The following is a 17464-nucleotide window of genomic DNA, read 5'->3' on the forward strand; positions in this document are numbered from 1 at the left end:
CCGCACTTTTGGGCGACAGGCATTAAAGTTAGGGCGGCGGTCTTTCGACCACCGCCCGGTCGTATCGACAGTATACGAACTCAGAGCGTCCGGGTCACCATCTCGACGCGGAAGCACTCGATGATGTCGCCGACGCGCATGTCCTCGTAGTTCTGGAAAGCCATGCCGCACTCCTGGCCGCCCGGAACTTCCGCGACTTCATCCTTGAAGCGCTTGAGGGTCTTCAGCGTACCTTCGTGGATGACGACGTTGTCGCGGATCAGGCGCACGCCCGCTCCACGTTCGACCTTGCCTTCGGTGACACGGCAGCCGGCGATCTTGCCGACCTTGGTGATGTCAAAGATCTCGAGGATCTCGGCATTACCGATGAAGGTCTCGCGGCGTTCCGGCGACAGCAGGCCGGAAAGTGCTGCCTTCACATCGTCGACGAGGTTGTAGATGATCGAGTAGTAGCGGATTTCGATGCCCGCGGCCGCCGCGGCCGCACGTGCCTGCACGTTGGCACGGACGTTGAAGCCGATGATCGCGGCCCCCGAGGTCTCCGCCAGCGACACGTCGCTTTCGGTGATGGCGCCGGCGCCGGCATGAACGATGCGCGCACGCACCTCGTCGGTGCCAAGCTTGTCGAGAGCGGCGTTGATCGCCTCGATCGAACCCTGCACGTCGCCCTTGATGACCAGCGGGAATTCCTTCAACCCGCTCGTCTGCAGCTGCGACATCATCTGTTCGAGCGAGCCGCGCTGGCCGGCATGGCGAGCCACTGCCTTCTCGCGCGCCAGACGCTGGCGATATTCGGTGATCTCACGGGCGCGGGCCTCGTTGTTGACGACAGCGAAGCGGTCGCCGGCTTGCGGCGTGCCCTGCAGGCCAAGCACCTCGACCGGCATTGCCGGCGGAGCCTCCTTGATCTGCTCGCCACGGTCATTGACCAGCGCGCGCACCCGGCCCCATTCGTTGCCGGCGACGAGGATGTCGCCCGGCATCAAAGTGCCGGTCTGCACCAGTACGGTGGCGACGGGGCCACGGCCCTTGTCGAGCTGGGCTTCGATGACCACGCCTTCGGCGGTACGGTCCGGATTGGCCTTGAGGTCGAGGATTTCGGCCTGCAGCAGGATCGCTTCCAACAGCTTGTCGAGGTTGGTGCCCTTGGTCGCCGACACTTCGACGTCCAGCACTTCACCGCCCATCGATTCGACGAACACCTCATGGCGCAGCAGTTCCGACCGAACCTTCTGCGGATCGGCATCATGCTTGTCGATCTTGTTGATCGCCACGATGATCGGAACGCCGGCCGCCTTGGCATGGCTGATCGATTCGATGGTCTGCGGCATGACGCTGTCGTCGGCCGCCACCACCAGGATGGCGATGTCGGTCGCCTGAGCGCCGCGGGCGCGCATCGCCGTGAAGGCGGCGTGACCGGGCGTGTCGATGAAGGTGATCTTCTGACCGTTCTTCTCGACCTGGTAGGCGCCGATATGCTGGGTGATGCCGCCGGCTTCGCCGGAGACGACATTGGCATTGCGGATGGCGTCGAGCAGCGAGGTCTTGCCGTGGTCGACATGGCCCATGATGGTCACGACAGGCGGCCGCGACACCAGGTCCTCGGCATTGTCGGCAATGTTGAACAGGCCTTCCTCGATGTCGGACTCGGCGACGCGGCGGACCGTGTGGCCGAATTCTGTGGCGACCAGCTCGGCCGTGTCGGCGTCGATGATGTCGCCCGGCTTCAGGATCTGGCCCTGCTTCATGAAGTACTTGACCACATCGACAGCGCGCTCGGACATGCGCTGCGCCAGTTCCTGGATGGTGATGGTTTCAGGCAGGATCACTTCGCGCATAACCTTCTCGCGCGGCTCATTATGCATCGCGCGCTTGAATTTTTCCTGGCGGCGACGCATCGACGACAGCGAGCGGGCGCGCGCGTCCTCGTCGGAAAGAGCCGTGTTGAGGGTCAGCTTGCCGCGACGACGGTCTTCCTCGGCCTTGGTCGGCTTGGCCGGGCGCGCCACTTCGGGCGTAACCGGACGGCGTACCGGGGCACCGGCGGCGGTGCGCTTCGGCTTGACCTCTTCCTCATCGTCCGACGCCACAAGCTCGGCAGCCTGCGGCGCGCGGCGGCGCGCTTCTTCCTCGGCGCGGCGGCGGGACTCGGCCTCGGTCTGCAGGCGGGCTTCTTCCTCGGCCTGACGGCGCGCGGATTCCTCGCGCTCGCGCTTGCGGCGTTCCTCATCCTCGTTGCGGCGCTTGGCCTCTTCGATGGCGCGTTGGCGGTCCTCGACGTCGCGAACCTTGGAGCCTTCGAGCGCCCTGCGGCGCGCTTCCATCTCATTGCGCGACAGTTCGTTCAGCACCATGCCGCCGCGTTCGGCCGGGGGCGGCGGAGGCGGCGCCTTGGGCGCTTCCTGCACGACGGGGGCTGCCACTACCGCGGGCTTGGGCGTAAATACGGGTGCAGCCACCGGCTCCGGCTTGTCGCCGGGCATGGAGAATTTGCGCTTCTTGATCTCGACCTGGACCTGCTTGGTGCGGCCATGCGAGAAATTCTGTCGCACGACGCTCTGCTCGGTACCGGGGCGCTTCAGCGTCAAGGTCTTCTTCGGTGTAACACTCAACGTCTTATCGTCGCCCGATTTCGTATCGCTCATTCCATATCCTCTGCAGCATCATCTTCGTCAGCAACGGCCGCAAGCATTGCCAGATCGTCGGGGGTTCCGCCCCGATATCGGTCGAGCGCAACCATGCGCCTCTCAACCGCCTTGCCCGCGTCTCCCGCGAGAACGGCAGCATGTATCACATTTGTACCCCCCAATGCCAAGCTCAACTCGGCCTCGGAGAAAAGTTTGTAGGCAAGGACTGCCGGCCCGCCGAGGTGGACAGTTGCCCGCCGCGCCTGACTGATCTTGCGCACGCCATCGTCGGATGCCTCGGTCGCGTGGAGCACGAAAAGCGCCAACCCCGAGCGCACCGCGCTCTCGACCTTGGTTGCGCCGAGTGCGATCGAGCCAGCCTTGCGGGCAAGGCCGAGCATACCCAAAGCGGATCGTGCAAGCAGTCCGTCGACCATGCCGCCGAGATCGGGCGGCACGATGACCTGCGCCTTGAAGGCGCGGGCAAACAGGTTCTTCGCCGCCGCCTTGTCGATATGTAGGCGGTCGGCGCTCACCCAACAACCACGGCCGGGCAGATTTCTCTTTAGGTCAGGAACGACGGCCGAATCCGGGCCGACGACGAAACGGATCAGCTCATCCGGCTCGGCTTGCTTGCGCGTGACGATGCAGGTGCGATCGTTCATCTCGTCCTGGGGCGGGTTGTGTGCGATGCGGTTTCACCTCACGCACCAACGGCTTCGTCAGCCGGGACCTGTTCGGCTGCAAGCTCGTCTTCGGTGATCCAGCCGGCCTTGAGGCGGGCTGCCAGAACCATCTGCTCGGCGTCGGCGCGCGACACGCCGTGATTGGCGAGCACACCCGGGAATACCTTGGTCTCGCCGTCCTTGCGTTCCTTCCAGCCGGTCAGGTCGTCGGCGGCATAGCCGGCGAAATCCTCGATCGTCTTCACGCCATCCTCGCCGAGCGTCACCATCATGGCGGTGGTGACGCCAGGGATCTCGCGCAGGTCGTCGGTGACGCCCAGCGCCTTGCGCTTGTCGTCATGCTCGGCTTCGATCTTCTCCAGATATTCGCGGGCGCGGGTCTGGATTTCCGAAGCGGTGTCTTCGTCGAAACCGTCGATCGAGGCGATCTCGCCCGAATCGACATAGGCAACTTCCTCGACGCTGGTGAAGCCTTCGGAGGCCAAAACCTGGCCGACCATCTCGTCGACATCGAGGGCTTCCATGAACAGCGACGAGCGTTCGACGAATTCCTTCTGGCGGCGCTCGGACTCCTCGGCCTCGGTCAGGATGTCGATGTCCCAGCCGGTGAGCTGCGAGGCAAGACGCACGTTCTGGCCGCGACGGCCGATGGCCAGCGACAGCTGGTCGTCGGGAACCACCACTTCGATGCGCTCGGCATCCTCGTCGAGCACGACCTTGGCGACTTCCGCCGGCTGCAGCGCGTTGACGATGAAGGAGGCGGCCGAAGGCGACCACGGAATGATGTCGATCTTTTCGCCCTGCAATTCGCCGACCACGGCCTGGACGCGGCTGCCGCGCATACCGACGCAGGCGCCGACCGGATCGATCGACGAGTCACGCGAAATGACGGCGATCTTGGCGCGCGAGCCTGGGTCGCGGGCGACCGACTTGATCTCGATGATGCCGTCATAGATTTCCGGCACTTCCATGGTGAAGAGCTTGGCCATGAACTGCGGATGGGTGCGCGACAGGAATATCTGCGGGCCGCGCTGTTCGCGGCGCACGTCGTAGACATAGGCGCGGACGCGGTCGCCGTACTTGTAGTTTTCACGCGGGATCAGCTCGTCGCGGCGGATAATGGCCTCGCCACGGCCGAGATCGACGATGACGTTGCCATATTCGACGCGCTTGACGGTGCCGTTGACGATCTCGCCGATGCGGTCCTTGTATTCGTCATACTGGCGGTCGCGCTCGGCCTCGCGCACTTTCTGCACGATGACCTGCTTGGCCGACTGGGCGGCGATGCGGCCGAAATCCATTGGCGGCAGCTGTTCGGCGATGAAGTCGCCAAGCTGGGCGTCCGGATTGCGCTCGCGGGCCGAGGAAATGGCGATCTGGGTGGCGTAGTCGTCGACCTTCTCGACCACTTCCATCAGCCGCTGCAGCTTCATCTCGCCGGTGTTGGCGTTGATGTCGGCGCGGATGTTGGTTTCCTGGCCGTAGCGCGAGCGCGCGGCCTTCTGGATCGCATCAGCCATGGCGGCAATGACGATCGACTTGTCGATCGACTTTTCACGCGCCACCGCGTCGGCGATCTGCAGCAGTTCAAGTCTGTTGGCGCTTACAACCATCTTATTTCTCCCGAGCTTGTTGCCGAGCTTTTAGGCCCGGCCGCTCATCATAGTTCCTGTTCGATTTCGTCTTCCGCGCCGCCTTCAGCACCTTCGGGTGCATCATCAGCTTCGCCGCGGCGTTTCTTGGCTTCCTTGCGTTCCCGGTTGTCCTTCGAAAGGGCATCGCGAATAAGGTCGTCGGTGAGGATCAGCCGCACATCGGCGATCGCGTCATAAGGAATGCGAACCGTCGGCTCTTCGCCGTAGGCGGCCTTGTCGCGCTCGAGCAGCATGTCGTCTTCGCCGGCTTCGGCGATCTTGCCCTTGAAGCGCTTGCGGTCGGCGACCGGCACCGAGGTTTCCATCTTCACAAGATGGCCGGTCCAGGTGACGAAATCCGACTTGCGTACCAGCGGCCGGTCGATGCCCGGCGACGACACTTCGAGATGATAGGCCTTTTCGATCGGGTCATCGACGTCGAGCGCCGGCGACACAGCGCGGCTGACCTCTTCGCAATCCTCGACGGTCATGGTGCCGTCTTCGCGTTCGGCCATGATCTGCAGCGTCAGGCCGTTCTGGCCCGACAGATGCACCCGCACGAGACGGAAGCCAATGCCTCGCAACACCGGCTGAACGATCAGCGCGATGCGCGCATCGATACCGCTTTCGCGGATGATGCGGTCGTCGGCTTCGCTTGCCGTTGCAGTCATGCGGTTCCTGTCGTTCTCTGGATCAGGATGATCGTCGTCCCGAACCATCTCTTTGCTGATGGCTGACCGGCAGGTAATAAAAAAGAGCGGGACCGGGTGGACCCACTCTTCGTCATACCGACCAAGAATTTGAGGCTGATATAAACGATCCCGGCCGGTGTTTCAAGTCTGTTGACGGGCCGGGCAGAGTGCAGCCGGGGACGGCTGGCAGGATTGCGCGCGGCGCATGCCGGCTATGCGGTAACGGCCCTGTGATCCCGGATTTCACATCCCTATCTATGTTGCACTGCACAAATCAAAGATGAGCGCGCGGTGGCGCGCGAAAGGTCAAGACAATGAGCAACCGTACCGTGTTTTCCGCCATAGGCGACGCCTTTGCCCTGTTCGGCAGCGCCGTTGCCGCCTCGCGGGCCGTCGAAGCCGGCCGCAAGCCGCGCGCCAACGATCTGCGCCGGCTCGGCATGGACCCGACCGCTTTCGGCAAGATCGGCCGTTTCTGAACCAGACCGGCTGTCGATGCGGGACACTTTCCCGCATCGAACTATTTTCTGATGAAGGTGAGATAGGCCGGCCGTCGGCCCTCGCGAATGGCTTTTGCCTCGTAGCGTGTGCCCGGCCAGCCTTCATAGGGCCGATGCCAGTCGGCCCCATCTTGCACCTGCCAGAGGAGCGCGCCATGCGCCCGACAGTGCAACAAGGTCCAGTTCACATAGGTGTCGATGTCGGATGCGAAGCGGAATTTTCCGCCCGGCTTCAGCACGCGCGCGAACCGATCGAGGTTGAGCGGGCTGACAAAGCGCCGCTTCCAATGCTTTTTCTTCGGCCAGGGATCGGGGTAGAGCAGATCGATGCCGTCGAGCGACGCCTGCGGCAACCAATCGAGCAGGCGCGTGGCGTCGTCGTCATAAACGCGAAGATTGGCAAGCGGCTTTTCCCGCACCGCCATCATCAACTTGGCCATGCCGTTGACGAACGGCTCGACACCGATGAAGCCGGTCGCCGGTGCCTCCGTGGCACGGTGCAGCAGATGCTCACCGCCGCCGAAGCCGATTTCCAGCCGAACCGTTGAAACATCCGCTGAGAATAGCGCGCGCAATTCTGCCGGTGCCTGGACGGAGAGGTCGAGGCCATACGCCCCAAGACCGCTTTCCAGCGCCGCCGCCTGCTGCGGGCGAATGGTCTTGCCGTGCCGGCGGCCGAAGAACCCTTCGGTCGCGCGGCTCCGCCTGTCCTGTGGATCCATGGCTTGGTTCGCGCGCCGCGCTTAGATTGAGATGAGATTTGGGATTGAGATGAGATTTGGCTGAAATCTCATCTCAATCTAATCCTTTGTTGGAGCATGATCTTTTCCAAAAAACCGGTCCCCACTTTTTGGAATCATGCCTAAGCAGCGATCGCGTCCTTGAGCGCCTTGGCCAGATCGGTCTTTTCCCAGGAGAAGGACCCGTCTCGGCCGGCCTTGCGGCCGAAATGGCCGTAGGACGAGGTCTTTGCGTAGATCGGCTTGTTGAGGTCGAGATGCCTGCGGATGCCGGATGGCGACAAATCCATCACCGTGCGCAGCGCTTCCTCGAGCTTGGCCTCGTCGACCTTGCCGGTGCCGTGCAGGTCGACATAGACCGACAGCGGCTGGGCAACGCCGATGGCGTAGGACAGCTGGATGGTGCAGCGGTCGGCGAGCTTGGCCGCCACCACATTTTTGGCGAGATAGCGCGCCGCGTAGGCGGCGGAGCGGTCGACCTTGGTGGTGTCCTTGCCGGAGAAGGCGCCACCGCCGTGCGGGGCAGCACCACCGTAGGTGTCGACGATGATCTTGCGGCCGGTCAGGCCGGCGTCGCCGTCCGGCCCACCGATGACGAACTTGCCGGTCGGGTTGATGTACCACATGCAATCGTCGGCGATCTTGAGGTCGCCGAGCGCCTCACGGATGTAAGGCTCAACGACCTTGCGGACCTTCTTGGAATCCCAGGTCGCGTCGAGATGCTGCGTCGACAGCACGATCTGCGTCGCTTCGGCGGCTTTGCCATCGACATAGCGAACGGTGACCTGGCTCTTGGCGTCGGGTCCGAGCTTGCCGGCTTCGCCGTTGTTTTCGTGACGGGCAGCGGCGAGCAGTTCGAGAATCTTGTGGCTGTAATAGATCGGCGCCGGCATCAGGTCCGGGGTCTCGCGGCAGGCATAGCCGAACATGATGCCCTGGTCGCCGGCACCCTCTTCGCCCTGGCGGTCGGCGGCGTTGTCGACGCCCTGGCCGATGTCGGGCGACTGGCCGTGCAGCAGAACCTCGATCTTTGCCGTCTTCCAGTGGAAGCCGGCCTGCTCGTAGCCGATTTCGCGGATCGCCTTGCGGGCGACCGACTTGAACTTGGCCGGGTTGACGACCGAATGCCCGGCGGCGTCCTTGAGGATGTTGCCGGCTTTGTCCCGCTTCAGCAGAGTATCGGGAACCCTTACTTCGCCGGCGATGACGACGCGGTTGGTGGTTGCGAGCGTCTCGCAGGCGACGCGGACTTTCCATGGGTCCATGCCGGTCTTCTTGGCCTCGCGATAGACCAGATCGACGATCTCGTCCGAGATGCGGTCACAGACTTTATCGGGATGACCCTCGGCCACGGATTCCGAGGTGAAGAAGTAGTTCTGCCGCGTCACGGGTGTCCCCTCTTGAAAAAACGATCGGCAGGGCTGCCGATTTTGGCGCGCCACGTGTTAACGGTGCCGGGCGCCGCTCGTCAAGCGGTGCCGCGGTTCTGGCATGAGTGCCGCAGCAATATATCTTGTACCACCGGCGGCTTGGCGCCGCCGGCAGTCGAGCCTCTGGGCTACTCGGGCCCAGGGGATTACTGGGGCCAATGGGTCAATCGACCCACCGAATCACTCGGCATCTTCGGCAGAAAGGGACTTCACAAGGTCGATAATCCGGCGGCGCACCTTCACATCCGCGATCTTGACGAACGCGCGGTTGAGCTGAAGCCCTTCCGGACTGCCGCAGAATTCGACGGCGAAAGCCATCGAAGTGTCCTCGGCAAATCCTCTATTACCCACCGGCTCCTGCCCTGGCGCATCCTCGAAAAAGAAGGCGACAGGCACGCTGAGTATCGAGGCTATTGCCTGCAGACGGCTGGCGCCGACGCGGTTCGTTCCTTTTTCATATTTTTGGATCTGCTGAAACGTAATACCGAGATTTTCACCAAGCTTTTCCTGGCTCATTCCAAGCATATTGCGCCGAAGGCGGACGCGACTTCCGACATGGATGTCGATCGGATTCGGTTTCTTCTTGTTTTCTTCTGTCATTTTTTCCTCGCCGAATTTTTCCGGCCTTTTCTATTTTTCTCGCCCAAACGAAGCCGGAGCCAACTGCCCCAACAGAAACACCAACCGACTTCGAGAAAATTAGGCGGTAACAGTATGAGTTTCTAATGTGTCGACTGTCAATTCACCCGTAGCCGTTGCCTTACGTTCAAGCTGAGGGCGATTGCGGCAAACACCAACATGATCAGCATTCCGTTAATGCGCCGCCCCGCGGCGGAGATGAAGGCTTGGCCGGAGATCGGCACCCGCACGTCGATGGCGCCACGTGCATCGACCGCCAATGCGTCGACGATGCGTCCGCGCGTATCGACAACGGCGGAAATGCCGTTGTTGGCGGCGCGCAACAGTGGCAATCCGTTTTCCACCGCACGAATCTGAGCCTGCCTGAAATGCTGGTACGGCCCGGGCGTGTCGCCGAACCATGCGTCGTTGGTGACGTTCACAATAAGCTGGGATGACGTTGCGTCAACAGCCACCAGATCAGGAAAGATCACCTCGTAGCAAATAAAGGGCAAGGCGCTGATGCCGCCGGGCAGAGCGATCGGATGGCGCTCGTTGCCGGCGGCGAAGTTCATCGGCCCGGCGACGAGCTGTCCGATGCCGAAGCGGCTGAGCAGACCGGAAAACGGCAGATACTCGCCGAACGGCACCAGATGGACCTTGTCGACGGCATCAGCGATTTCGCCCTTGTCATCGATCGCCACCACCGAATTGTAGTAGCGGCTGTCGGCATCCGCCCCGGATCCGCGCTCCTCGCGCACGACGCCGGCAATCAGCATCTGACCAGGCTGCAGCATGTCGCCGAGCGCGGTCAGCGCGTCCGGACGCTCGGTGAACAGGAACGGTACCGAGGTCTCCGGCCACAGGATCAACTGCGGTTTGTTATGGCCGGGATCGGGCGCTGCGGCCGACAGGCCCATCATCGTGGCGAAGATGCGGTCGCGCACCGAGGTGTCCCATTTTTCGCTGAGGTCGACATCCGGTTGCACGATACGGACATCGAGAGTGCGGGTTGCCGGCTTGTCGGGGGTCGCGAGCCTGACATAGCCGAAGCCGGCATGGGCGGCGACGAGAATGGCAAGCAGGACCACACCGAGACGGACATGCCGGCGTGCTGCAAGCAAGGCCGGCATGGCGAAGACAAAGACCGCCAGCGCGTTCATGCCGACCATGCCGGTCACCGACACGCTTTGCATCAACAGCGGCACGGGCATCGCCGCATAGCCGACGGCATTCCAGGGAAAGCCGGTGAACAGGAAGCCGCGCAGCCATTCCGTCAGGCCAAAAGCAAAGGCAAGGGCGGCAACGCGGCCAATATCGTTGGTCCATAACAGCCGCGCGACGACGGCGGCGAAGCCGTAGAAAAATGCCAGCGCCAAAGGAATGCCGACGACCGCGAAGGGTAAGGCCCAGGCGAAACTGTCGGCCTCGACCAGAAGCGCCTCGCCGATCCACCACAGGCCGGCGAGGAAATAGCCGAAACCGAACCACCAGCCGATGGCAAAAGTCGGCCGCAGGCGCCTGAGCCAGCCGTCGGAAGCCTCGCCGGTGGCGCCGTCGAGCAGCCAGACCAGCAGTGGAAACGAGACGAAACAGACGGCGAAGAAATCGTAAGGCGCCTGGGCGAGCACCGCCAGCGCCCCGGCAAGAAACGCCACCAGCGCGCGTCGCCAGCCCCAAAGCAGAATTATCCGGCCGGCAAGGCGCTCCATGCAGACTTCCCAAGTCGCGCGAATCAGGAGCCAAGATTTATCAGATTTATTGAAACGCGAACCGGCCGATCGCTGCGCTATCGGTGCCATCCCTCGATGGTGAGCCCGCTCAGGTGCTCGGCCTCCTCGCGCGGCACGGTGCGCACGGTCTGGGTGAAGGTCCAGACATGGCCTTCGGGGTCGCGCGCCCGATACTGCCGTTCGCCGTAGAAATGGGCGGCAGGCTCCTCGACGATTTGGGCTCCAGCCGCCATTGCCCGCTCACAATGCACGTCCAGGCCGTCTTTCAGATGCACACAGACCGACTGAGTGTTCTTGCCGCCGACGCTTACCGGACTGGCAATATGATCGGCCCATTCGGAATCGACGATGATGTAGCCGTCGCCAAAACGCATTTCGGCATGGACCAGCCGTCCGTCGGCGTCGCTGACCACCATGCTCGGCTCGAAGCCGAAGGCCGTTTCGAGCCATTTCAATGCGGCTCGCGGGTCCTTGTAGAACACACCCGAGCCAAAGGTTGAGTGCTTGAAGGGATCGTCGATCGTCATCGGCCGGGCGACGTTCTGTCCTAGGCCTGCTCGGTGCGGGGGGCGGTCACGCGGCGGCGACGCTCGCCCTTCTGGTTCTGGACGATGCGCACCCGCTTGACGCGGCGCGGATCGGCGTCGAGCACGTGGAATTCGAAGCCGGGGATGGCTTGCACAACCTCACCACGCGCGGGCACGCGGCCCAGCGTGTTGAAGATCATGCCGCCGATCGTGTCGACATATTCACCATGCTCACCGGCGGTAAAGTCCTCGCCGATCATCTTGGCGACCTCGTCGATCTCGGCCTTGCCGTCGACGACGAACACGCCCTCGCCGGTCTGGGTGATCAGCGGCTCGTCCTCGTCATGCTCGTCCTCGATATCGCCGACGACCATCTCGACGATGTCTTCCAGCGAGGCGAGACCATCGGTGCCGCCATATTCGTCGATGACCAGCGCCATCTGGGTTCGCGTCGTCTGCATATGGCCCATCAGGTCGGAGGCAAGCATCGAGGGCGGCACGAACAGCACCGGGCGGATTAGATTGAGGTCGCCGATGGTGCGGCCGAGATCGACCTGGGCGAGGTCGAGAAGCGTCGTTGCCGGCGTCTTCCTGGATGTTCTGCCCTTCTTGACCCGGGCGACCTTGGTGATGTGGGCCAGCACGTCGCGGATGTGAACCATGCCGCGCGGATCGTCGAGCGTCTCGGAATAGACCGGCATGCGGGAATGGCCGGACTGCTCGAACAGACCGAGCAGATCGCCCAACGTCGTGGTGATCTCGACGGCCTCAATATCGGCGCGCGGCACCATGACGTCCTCGACGCGTACCTCGCGCAGGCGCAATATGTTGTTGAGCATGGCGCGTTCGCCGGGCGAGAAAGACCCGGCATCGCTGGTCGTTTCGGCAAGCGCGCCGGCGATTTCCTCGCGCAGGCTGGTGCCGTTCCGCTGCCTGAAAAGGCCCAAGACGCGGTCGAACAGGGACGGACCGGCAGGCGATGGCTCGCTGGCAATGCTACCAGAAGCGGGGCTGCCGGAACTGGGACTCGGACTCGATCCCTCTTCCGTCGTATCGGAAGGCTTTGTCGCACTGCCAGCCTCGGGGCGGGCGGCAGTTTCTGGTTTGTCGTTCATCGTCGTCCGGTCAATTGGTCTTTTGTCATTACGTGTAGGGATCGGGAATGGCAAGCCTTGCGAGCGCTGAGCGCTCGATGGCTTCCATCTCATCGGCCTCTGCATCGGTCTCGTGATCGTAGCCCAGCAAATGCAGCAGGCCGTGGATGACGAGATGGGTGATATGGTTCTCGAAGGGCTTGTCTTCCAGGGCTGCTTCGCGCGCCACCGTCTCGGCGGCCAGCACGATGTCACCCAGCATGGGCGGCAGCTTGCCACCCCTGGGGAACGGAAAAACAGGGAAAGACAAGACGTTGGTCGCCTTGTCCTTGCCGCGCCAGCCGGCATTGAGGGTACGGATATGGGCATCGTCGGAAAAGACGATGCTGAGTTCGGAAGGACCGGCAGCAGCGGTTTCGGCAAAGGCAGCCGACACGGCGCGATCGACCAGACGCGTCAGCGCCGCCTCATCGGGCCAGTCGCCGGCCTCGACCGACATATCGATCTCGACGGGAACCGAACTATCCCCGCCGCCAGGTCTTATGTCTTCAGGCATGAGCCCGCATCGTCACATCAGCTCTCGGCGCCGAGGCCGCGCGCCAGCTTGGCGTCGCGGTCATAGGCCCTGACGATTTCGGCCACCAGCGGGTGGCGCACAACGTCGACATCGTTGAAGCGCACGGTTACCGCGCCCGCCACGCCGTCAAGGACACGCAAGGCTTCGACGAGGCCCGACTTGGTGCTTGGAGGCAGATCGATCTGCGTCGGATCGCCGGTGACGATCATGCGCGAATTCTCGCCGAGGCGGGTCAAAAACATCTTCATCTGCATCGGCGTGGTGTTCTGCGCCTCGTCGAGGATGACGGCGGCATGCGCCAGCGTGCGGCCGCGCATGAAGGCCAGCGGCGCGATCTCGATGACCTCGGCGGCAATGGCGCGCTCGACCTTGTCGGCCGGCATCATGTCGTAAAGCGCGTCATAGAGCGGCCGCAGATACGGATCGACCTTTTCCTTCATATCGCCGGGCAGAAAACCCAGCCGCTCGCCGGCCTCGACCGCCGGCCGTGACAGGATGATGCGCTCGACCATGCCGCGTTCGAGCAGCATCGCCGCATGCGCCACCGCCAGATAGGTCTTGCCGGTGCCGGCGGGGCCAATGCCGAAGACAAGTTCCGAACGCTCCAGCGCCCGCATATAGGCGTCCTGGTTGAGCGAACGGGCATAGATCGTCTTCTTGCGGGTGGAGATCTGGGCGGCCGAAACCTTGCCCTTGCGTTCCAGCGTCGGCAGCGTCAGCTGGTCGTCGGCGGCAATGGCCATGCGCACGGCGCCATCGACGTCGGACTGGCCGATGTCGGTGCCCTTCTGGAGAATGCCGTAGAGATTGTCGAGTGCGCGGCGCGCCTGTTCGGCCGCCGAGGCCGAGCCCTTGATGGTCAGCTGGTTGCCGCGCGAGCGGATGTCGACGCCGAGCTTCTGCTCAAGCCGGGCCAAATTCTCGTCGAACTGACCGTACAGGGCGCTGGCAAGCTTGTTGTTGTCGAAAGTCAGAACGATGTGCGCCATGTCAGAGGCCCCGGATGTCTGGTTCTGGGGCAGAGTCTTCACTTCAGCAGCGCTCAACCGTCTCTCCTCATCTGCCGAGGCCATCAAGCCAACTCGGCGAACAGGCTATTGTAGCCCGTCTTCGTGATTCGCACCCGGATAATGTCACCGATTTCGCCGGCCTTTTCATCAACAATAACCGGCTGCAGCCAGGGCGAGCGGCCGACCTTCTGGCCGGCCTGACGGCCGGGCTTCTCGATCAGCGTGTCGATGGTGCTGCCGACCAGGCCCAGGCCGAAATCCTGCTGTTGTTTCAGCAGTAGCGCCTGCAGGCGTTGCAGGCGCTCGTCCTTGACCGCTTCCGGCACGTGATCGGGCATATCGGCGCCCGGCGTGCCGGGACGCGGCGAATATTTGAACGAGAAGGCCGAGGCGTAGTTCACCTGGCCCACCAGATCCATCGTCGCCTCGAAATCGGCGTCGGTTTCGCCGGGGAAGCCGACGATGAAGTCACCGGACAGCGCGATGTCGCCGCGTGCAGCGCGGATGCGCTCGAGCAGCGCCAGATAGTCCTTGGCCGTGTGCCTGCGGTTCATCGCCTTGAGGATGCGGTCTGACCCGGATTGCACCGGCAGGTGCAGATAAGGCATCAAAGCCGGGAGGTCGCGATGGGCAGCGATCAATTCGTCGTCCATGTCGCGCGGATGGCTGGTGGTGTAGCGCAGCCGCGCCAGGCCGGGAATTTCGGCTAGCCGGAACAGCAGACGGCCAAGCCCCCATTCCATGCCATCCTCACCCTTGCCGTGCCATGCATTGACGTTCTGCCCCAGCAGCGTCACCTCGCGCACACCGGCATCGGCCAGCCGCTCGGCTTCGGCGACGATCTGCGCCACCGGCCGCGACACTTCCGAGCCCCTGGTATAGGGCACGACGCAGAAGGTGCAGAATTTGTCGCAGCCTTCCTGTACCGTGAGGAAGGCGGTGACGCCGCGCTTGATCATTTCGGCACGCTTCGGCTTCGGCAGATGCTCGAACTTGTCCTCGATGGCGTATTCGGTCTCGACGATCTTCTCGCCGCCACGCACCCGGGCCAGGACATCGGGCAGCCGGTGATAGGTCTGCGGGCCGATGACCAGATCGACAGCAGGCGAACGGCGGATGATTTCCGCGCCTTCGGCCTGCGCGACGCAACCGGCGACGCCGATCAGCATTTTGCGCCCAACTGCTGCGCGTTCAGCCTTCATGTCGCGGATGCGGCCAAGCTCGGAATAGACCTTTTCCGCCGCCTTCTCCCTGATATGGCAGGTGTTGAGCAACACCAGATCGGCCTCGGCGATGGCGTCGGTCGCGGTGTAGCCGTCGGCGGCCAGCGCATCGGTCATGCGCTGTGAGTCATAGACATTCATCTGGCAGCCATAGGTCTTGACGAAGACCTTTTTGGCCGGGGCGGACGCCACAGCCGCGTTTTGCGCGACGCTGTCGGGGTCGTTCCGCTCTATCGTGTTCAAATCCATCTGGCGGCTTCTAACGCCTTTCCGTGACAAAAAACAGACGATTCTCGGGCATCGGCCTGTAGGCGCTCGGCCTGCGCTAGCAGCTCGGTCGGGGATCGGCGAGCGCGGCCTGCATCATGGCGCGCACCTGGCTTTCCATCATCCTCGACGTTTCCTTGCGGTTCGAGCCCTTGGAAAAGGCGATGGGCTCGCCGAAATGCACCTCGACGTCAATGGCGCCTTCGGCCATCAGCACCTTGAGATGCGGCATCAGGTCCTGATCGCCGATCCAGGCAGCCAGCGGCCGGTGGCGGCGGCCGAGAGGCACGCCGTGCACCCGCGTGTAGGCAATCGCCAGCGGCTGGATGAAGACCTGCTCGGCCGCGCCTTCCGAAATCGCCATCGAGGCGGCGCCGAACAAGGTGCTCTTGAACGGCAGGATGGTGTTGCCGTCGCCGGTAGAGCCCTCGGCAAACAGCACCATGGCGTCGCCCTTGGCCATGCGGCTGGCGATCTCGCTGGCCTGGTCGCCAGCTGTCCGCTTGCGCTCGCGTTCGATGAAGACCGTACGCTGCAGTTTCGACAGCCAGCCGATCAGCGGCCATCCCTCCATGTCCGCCCGAGCGATGAAGGTCACATCGGCAAAGGAGCCCAGCACCATGATGTCGGTCCAGGAGATATGGTTCGAGGCGACCAGCAGCGGGCGCTGGCTGGACAGCGCACCTTTGACATGGATGCGCAGGCCGAGCGTTCGGACGATGAGGCTGTGCCAGGCCTTCAGAATGACCGTCTCGCGCCAGATTCCAGTCTTCATCGACAGCAGCTGCAAAGGCACAAGGACCAGCGAACCGATGACAACGAGGCTCAGCGCCAGGAAAATCCTGATTTTTCCGATCATGCAGCTTGGCCCTGCCCCAAAACTTTGGCTAGCGAAGATCGCGGCGCATGACAAGCGCGCCGGTAGGACCATGTTCGGTCGAGCGGTAATAATTGGCGCGGTGGCCGACCTGGCGGAAGCCCAGCCGCCGGTAGAGGGCGATGGCAGCGACATTGGTCTCGTCGACCTCAAGGAACAGCGCCTCGGCCCGCTGCGCATGCAATTCGCGCAGTACCGCGTCCATCAACTGCCAGCCGAGCCCCTGGCGGCGATGCGAGCGCGCCACCGCCACGGTCAGAATTTCGCCCTCGCCGGCTGCAAGCCTGGCCAGCACGAAGCCGACCGGCGGCTTGGCGCCCTGGCCGATTTCGCGCGCGGCATAGCCGAACACGGTTTCCTGTTGGAGCAACGCGGCGAATTCGCCATCGGTCCAGGGCCGGACGAAATCCTCGCGATGCAGCACCGACGCTGCCGGGCTGTCGGCGATGGTCAGCGGCTCGAGCGCATAGTCCCTGCGGCGCGGCTGGAGGAAAGGGATGCGCATCACTTTTCCTGCCTCGACAGGATGAACCCGGCCTGCGGCTTGGCATCGGCGCCGCGCAGATAGAGTGGCTTCGGCTTGTCGCCCTCGCCTTTTGCAGCGGCGAGCCGGGCGTAGACGGCAATGTCGGCGGTGGCAGCCGTCGGGCCGATATCGAAATCGCGACCGGCCGCGGCTGCGATCTGCACGGCGGCCGTGCCGGCAAGCACCGGACGATTGTCCGCCGCCATTCCCGCGGCTTGTGCAAGTGTGGTCACCGCCGGACCATAGCGCAAAATCGTATCTGCGTCGTAAAACGCGGCATGGATTTCCTCGCGGCCGGCATCGAGAGCGGCCAGGACCGGGCGGCCGGGAAATGCTGCCCTCGCCTCGGCCGCCAGCGCCTCCAGTGTCGTTACCCCGATCGCCGGGATCTTCAGCGCCAGCGCCAGGCCGCGCGCCGCCGAGACGCCCACCCGCAGGCCGGTGAAGGAACCCGGACCGATGGAGACCGCAACGGCGCCAAGGCCGGCATAATCGGTGCCGTCCGCTTTCAACGCTTCGTCAATGACAGCCATCAGGTGTTCGGCGTGGCCTTTGCCGAGATCGAGTACCGTGCGGCCGAGCTCTCTGCCGCCCGATGCGTCATAGACGCAAGCGGCGCAGAGATTGGCGGCACAGTCGATGGCGAGCAGTTTCATGGGCGACCGGTTCGAAAAACAGTCTCCCTCTGCCCGCCACGGCGCGC

The 17464-nt window shown here is 63.4% G+C and carries 17 protein-coding genes; 1 reads left to right on the plus strand and 16 read right to left on the minus strand.

Annotation, left to right across the window (positions count from 1 at the left end; all coding sequences use genetic code 11):
• Positions 1 to 80: 80 nt before the first annotated feature.
• The 4 genes from infB to rimP are packed head-to-tail and all read right to left on the minus strand — an operon-like array spanning position 81 to position 5618.
• Positions 81 to 2645: a translation initiation factor IF-2 gene (gene infB / locus NKI96_RS16460; RefSeq protein WP_023669557.1), complete on the minus strand. Its 2565-nt coding sequence runs from the start codon at positions 2643 to 2645 to the stop codon at positions 81 to 83.
• Positions 2642 to 3292 carry an RNA-binding protein gene (locus NKI96_RS16465; protein ID WP_023696733.1) on the minus strand — a complete coding sequence of 217 codons (651 nt, stop codon included), beginning with the start codon at positions 3290 to 3292 and terminating at the stop codon, positions 2642 to 2644. Before NKI96_RS16465 ends, infB begins: the two co-directional genes overlap by 4 nt.
• 38 nt (positions 3293 to 3330) lie before the next feature.
• A complete protein-coding gene (gene nusA, locus NKI96_RS16470; RefSeq protein WP_352805212.1) occupies positions 3331 to 4926 on the minus strand; it encodes a transcription termination factor NusA in 1596 nt (531 codons plus the stop codon).
• A 47-nt stretch (positions 4927 to 4973) separates the two neighbouring features.
• Positions 4974 to 5618 carry a ribosome maturation factor RimP gene (rimP, locus tag NKI96_RS16475; RefSeq protein ID WP_023669554.1) on the minus strand — a complete coding sequence of 215 codons (645 nt, stop codon included), beginning with the start codon at positions 5616 to 5618 and terminating at the stop codon, positions 4974 to 4976.
• A 335-nt stretch (positions 5619 to 5953) separates the two neighbouring features.
• On the opposite strand from rimP, the gene NKI96_RS16480 reads away from it, so the two are divergent.
• Complete coding sequence (locus NKI96_RS16480; RefSeq protein WP_023669553.1) at positions 5954 to 6118, plus strand: hypothetical protein; 165 nt, start codon at positions 5954 to 5956, stop codon at positions 6116 to 6118.
• Positions 6119 to 6159: 41 nt separating this feature from the next.
• Here NKI96_RS16480 and trmB read toward each other — a convergent pair whose 3' ends face one another.
• The 12 genes from trmB to tsaB all read right to left on the minus strand — a co-directional run bounded on the left by trmB (position 6160) and on the right by tsaB (position 17417).
• Positions 6160 to 6861 (minus strand): tRNA (guanine(46)-N(7))-methyltransferase TrmB, encoded by a 702-nt coding sequence (gene trmB, locus NKI96_RS16485; protein ID WP_023669552.1) that lies wholly within the window; start codon positions 6859 to 6861, stop codon positions 6160 to 6162.
• A gap of 140 nt (positions 6862 to 7001) precedes the next feature.
• Positions 7002 to 8267, minus strand: a complete 1266-nt coding sequence (gene metK / locus NKI96_RS16490) for a methionine adenosyltransferase (RefSeq protein WP_023669551.1) — start codon at positions 8265 to 8267, stop codon at positions 7002 to 7004.
• Between the two features lie 222 nt (positions 8268 to 8489).
• Complete coding sequence (locus NKI96_RS16495) at positions 8490 to 8909, minus strand: helix-turn-helix domain-containing protein (protein WP_023669550.1); 420 nt, start codon at positions 8907 to 8909, stop codon at positions 8490 to 8492.
• Between the two features lie 137 nt (positions 8910 to 9046).
• Positions 9047 to 10639, minus strand: coding sequence for an apolipoprotein N-acyltransferase (lnt, locus tag NKI96_RS16500; protein ID WP_352805215.1), 1593 nt, complete (start codon positions 10637 to 10639; stop codon positions 9047 to 9049).
• Positions 10640 to 10716: 77 nt separating this feature from the next.
• Positions 10717 to 11187, minus strand: a complete 471-nt coding sequence (locus NKI96_RS16505; RefSeq protein WP_023669548.1) for a VOC family protein — start codon at positions 11185 to 11187, stop codon at positions 10717 to 10719.
• Between the two features lie 20 nt (positions 11188 to 11207).
• Positions 11208 to 12302 (minus strand): hemolysin family protein, encoded by a 1095-nt coding sequence (locus tag NKI96_RS16510; RefSeq protein WP_023682011.1) that lies wholly within the window; start codon positions 12300 to 12302, stop codon positions 11208 to 11210.
• Between the two features lie 28 nt (positions 12303 to 12330).
• Complete coding sequence (gene ybeY, locus NKI96_RS16515) at positions 12331 to 12837, minus strand: rRNA maturation RNase YbeY (RefSeq protein ID WP_023669546.1); 507 nt, start codon at positions 12835 to 12837, stop codon at positions 12331 to 12333.
• Between the two features lie 17 nt (positions 12838 to 12854).
• Entirely contained in the window at positions 12855 to 13847 is a 993-nt protein-coding gene (locus NKI96_RS16520; protein WP_027049340.1) for a PhoH family protein, read from the minus strand.
• 83 nt (positions 13848 to 13930) lie between these two features.
• The gene (miaB, locus tag NKI96_RS16525; protein WP_352805218.1) at positions 13931 to 15340 is read right to left on the minus strand and encodes a tRNA (N6-isopentenyl adenosine(37)-C2)-methylthiotransferase MiaB; all 1410 of its coding nucleotides are present in this window, start codon (positions 15338 to 15340) and stop codon (positions 13931 to 13933) included.
• 76 nt (positions 15341 to 15416) lie between these two features.
• Entirely contained in the window at positions 15417 to 16217 is an 801-nt protein-coding gene (gene olsA / locus NKI96_RS16530) for a lyso-ornithine lipid O-acyltransferase (RefSeq protein WP_352543375.1), read from the minus strand.
• Positions 16218 to 16245: 28 nt separating this feature from the next.
• Positions 16246 to 16740 (minus strand): ribosomal protein S18-alanine N-acetyltransferase, encoded by a 495-nt coding sequence (rimI, locus tag NKI96_RS16535; protein ID WP_352459199.1) that lies wholly within the window; start codon positions 16738 to 16740, stop codon positions 16246 to 16248.
• Complete coding sequence (gene tsaB, locus NKI96_RS16540; RefSeq protein WP_352805222.1) at positions 16740 to 17417, minus strand: tRNA (adenosine(37)-N6)-threonylcarbamoyltransferase complex dimerization subunit type 1 TsaB; 678 nt, start codon at positions 17415 to 17417, stop codon at positions 16740 to 16742. Before tsaB ends, rimI begins: the two co-directional genes overlap by 1 nt.
• Positions 17418 to 17464 lie beyond the last annotated feature (47 nt).

This window comes from Mesorhizobium sp. M0292 (assembly GCF_040321695.1).
Taxonomy (GTDB): Bacteria; Pseudomonadota; Alphaproteobacteria; order Rhizobiales; family Rhizobiaceae; genus Mesorhizobium.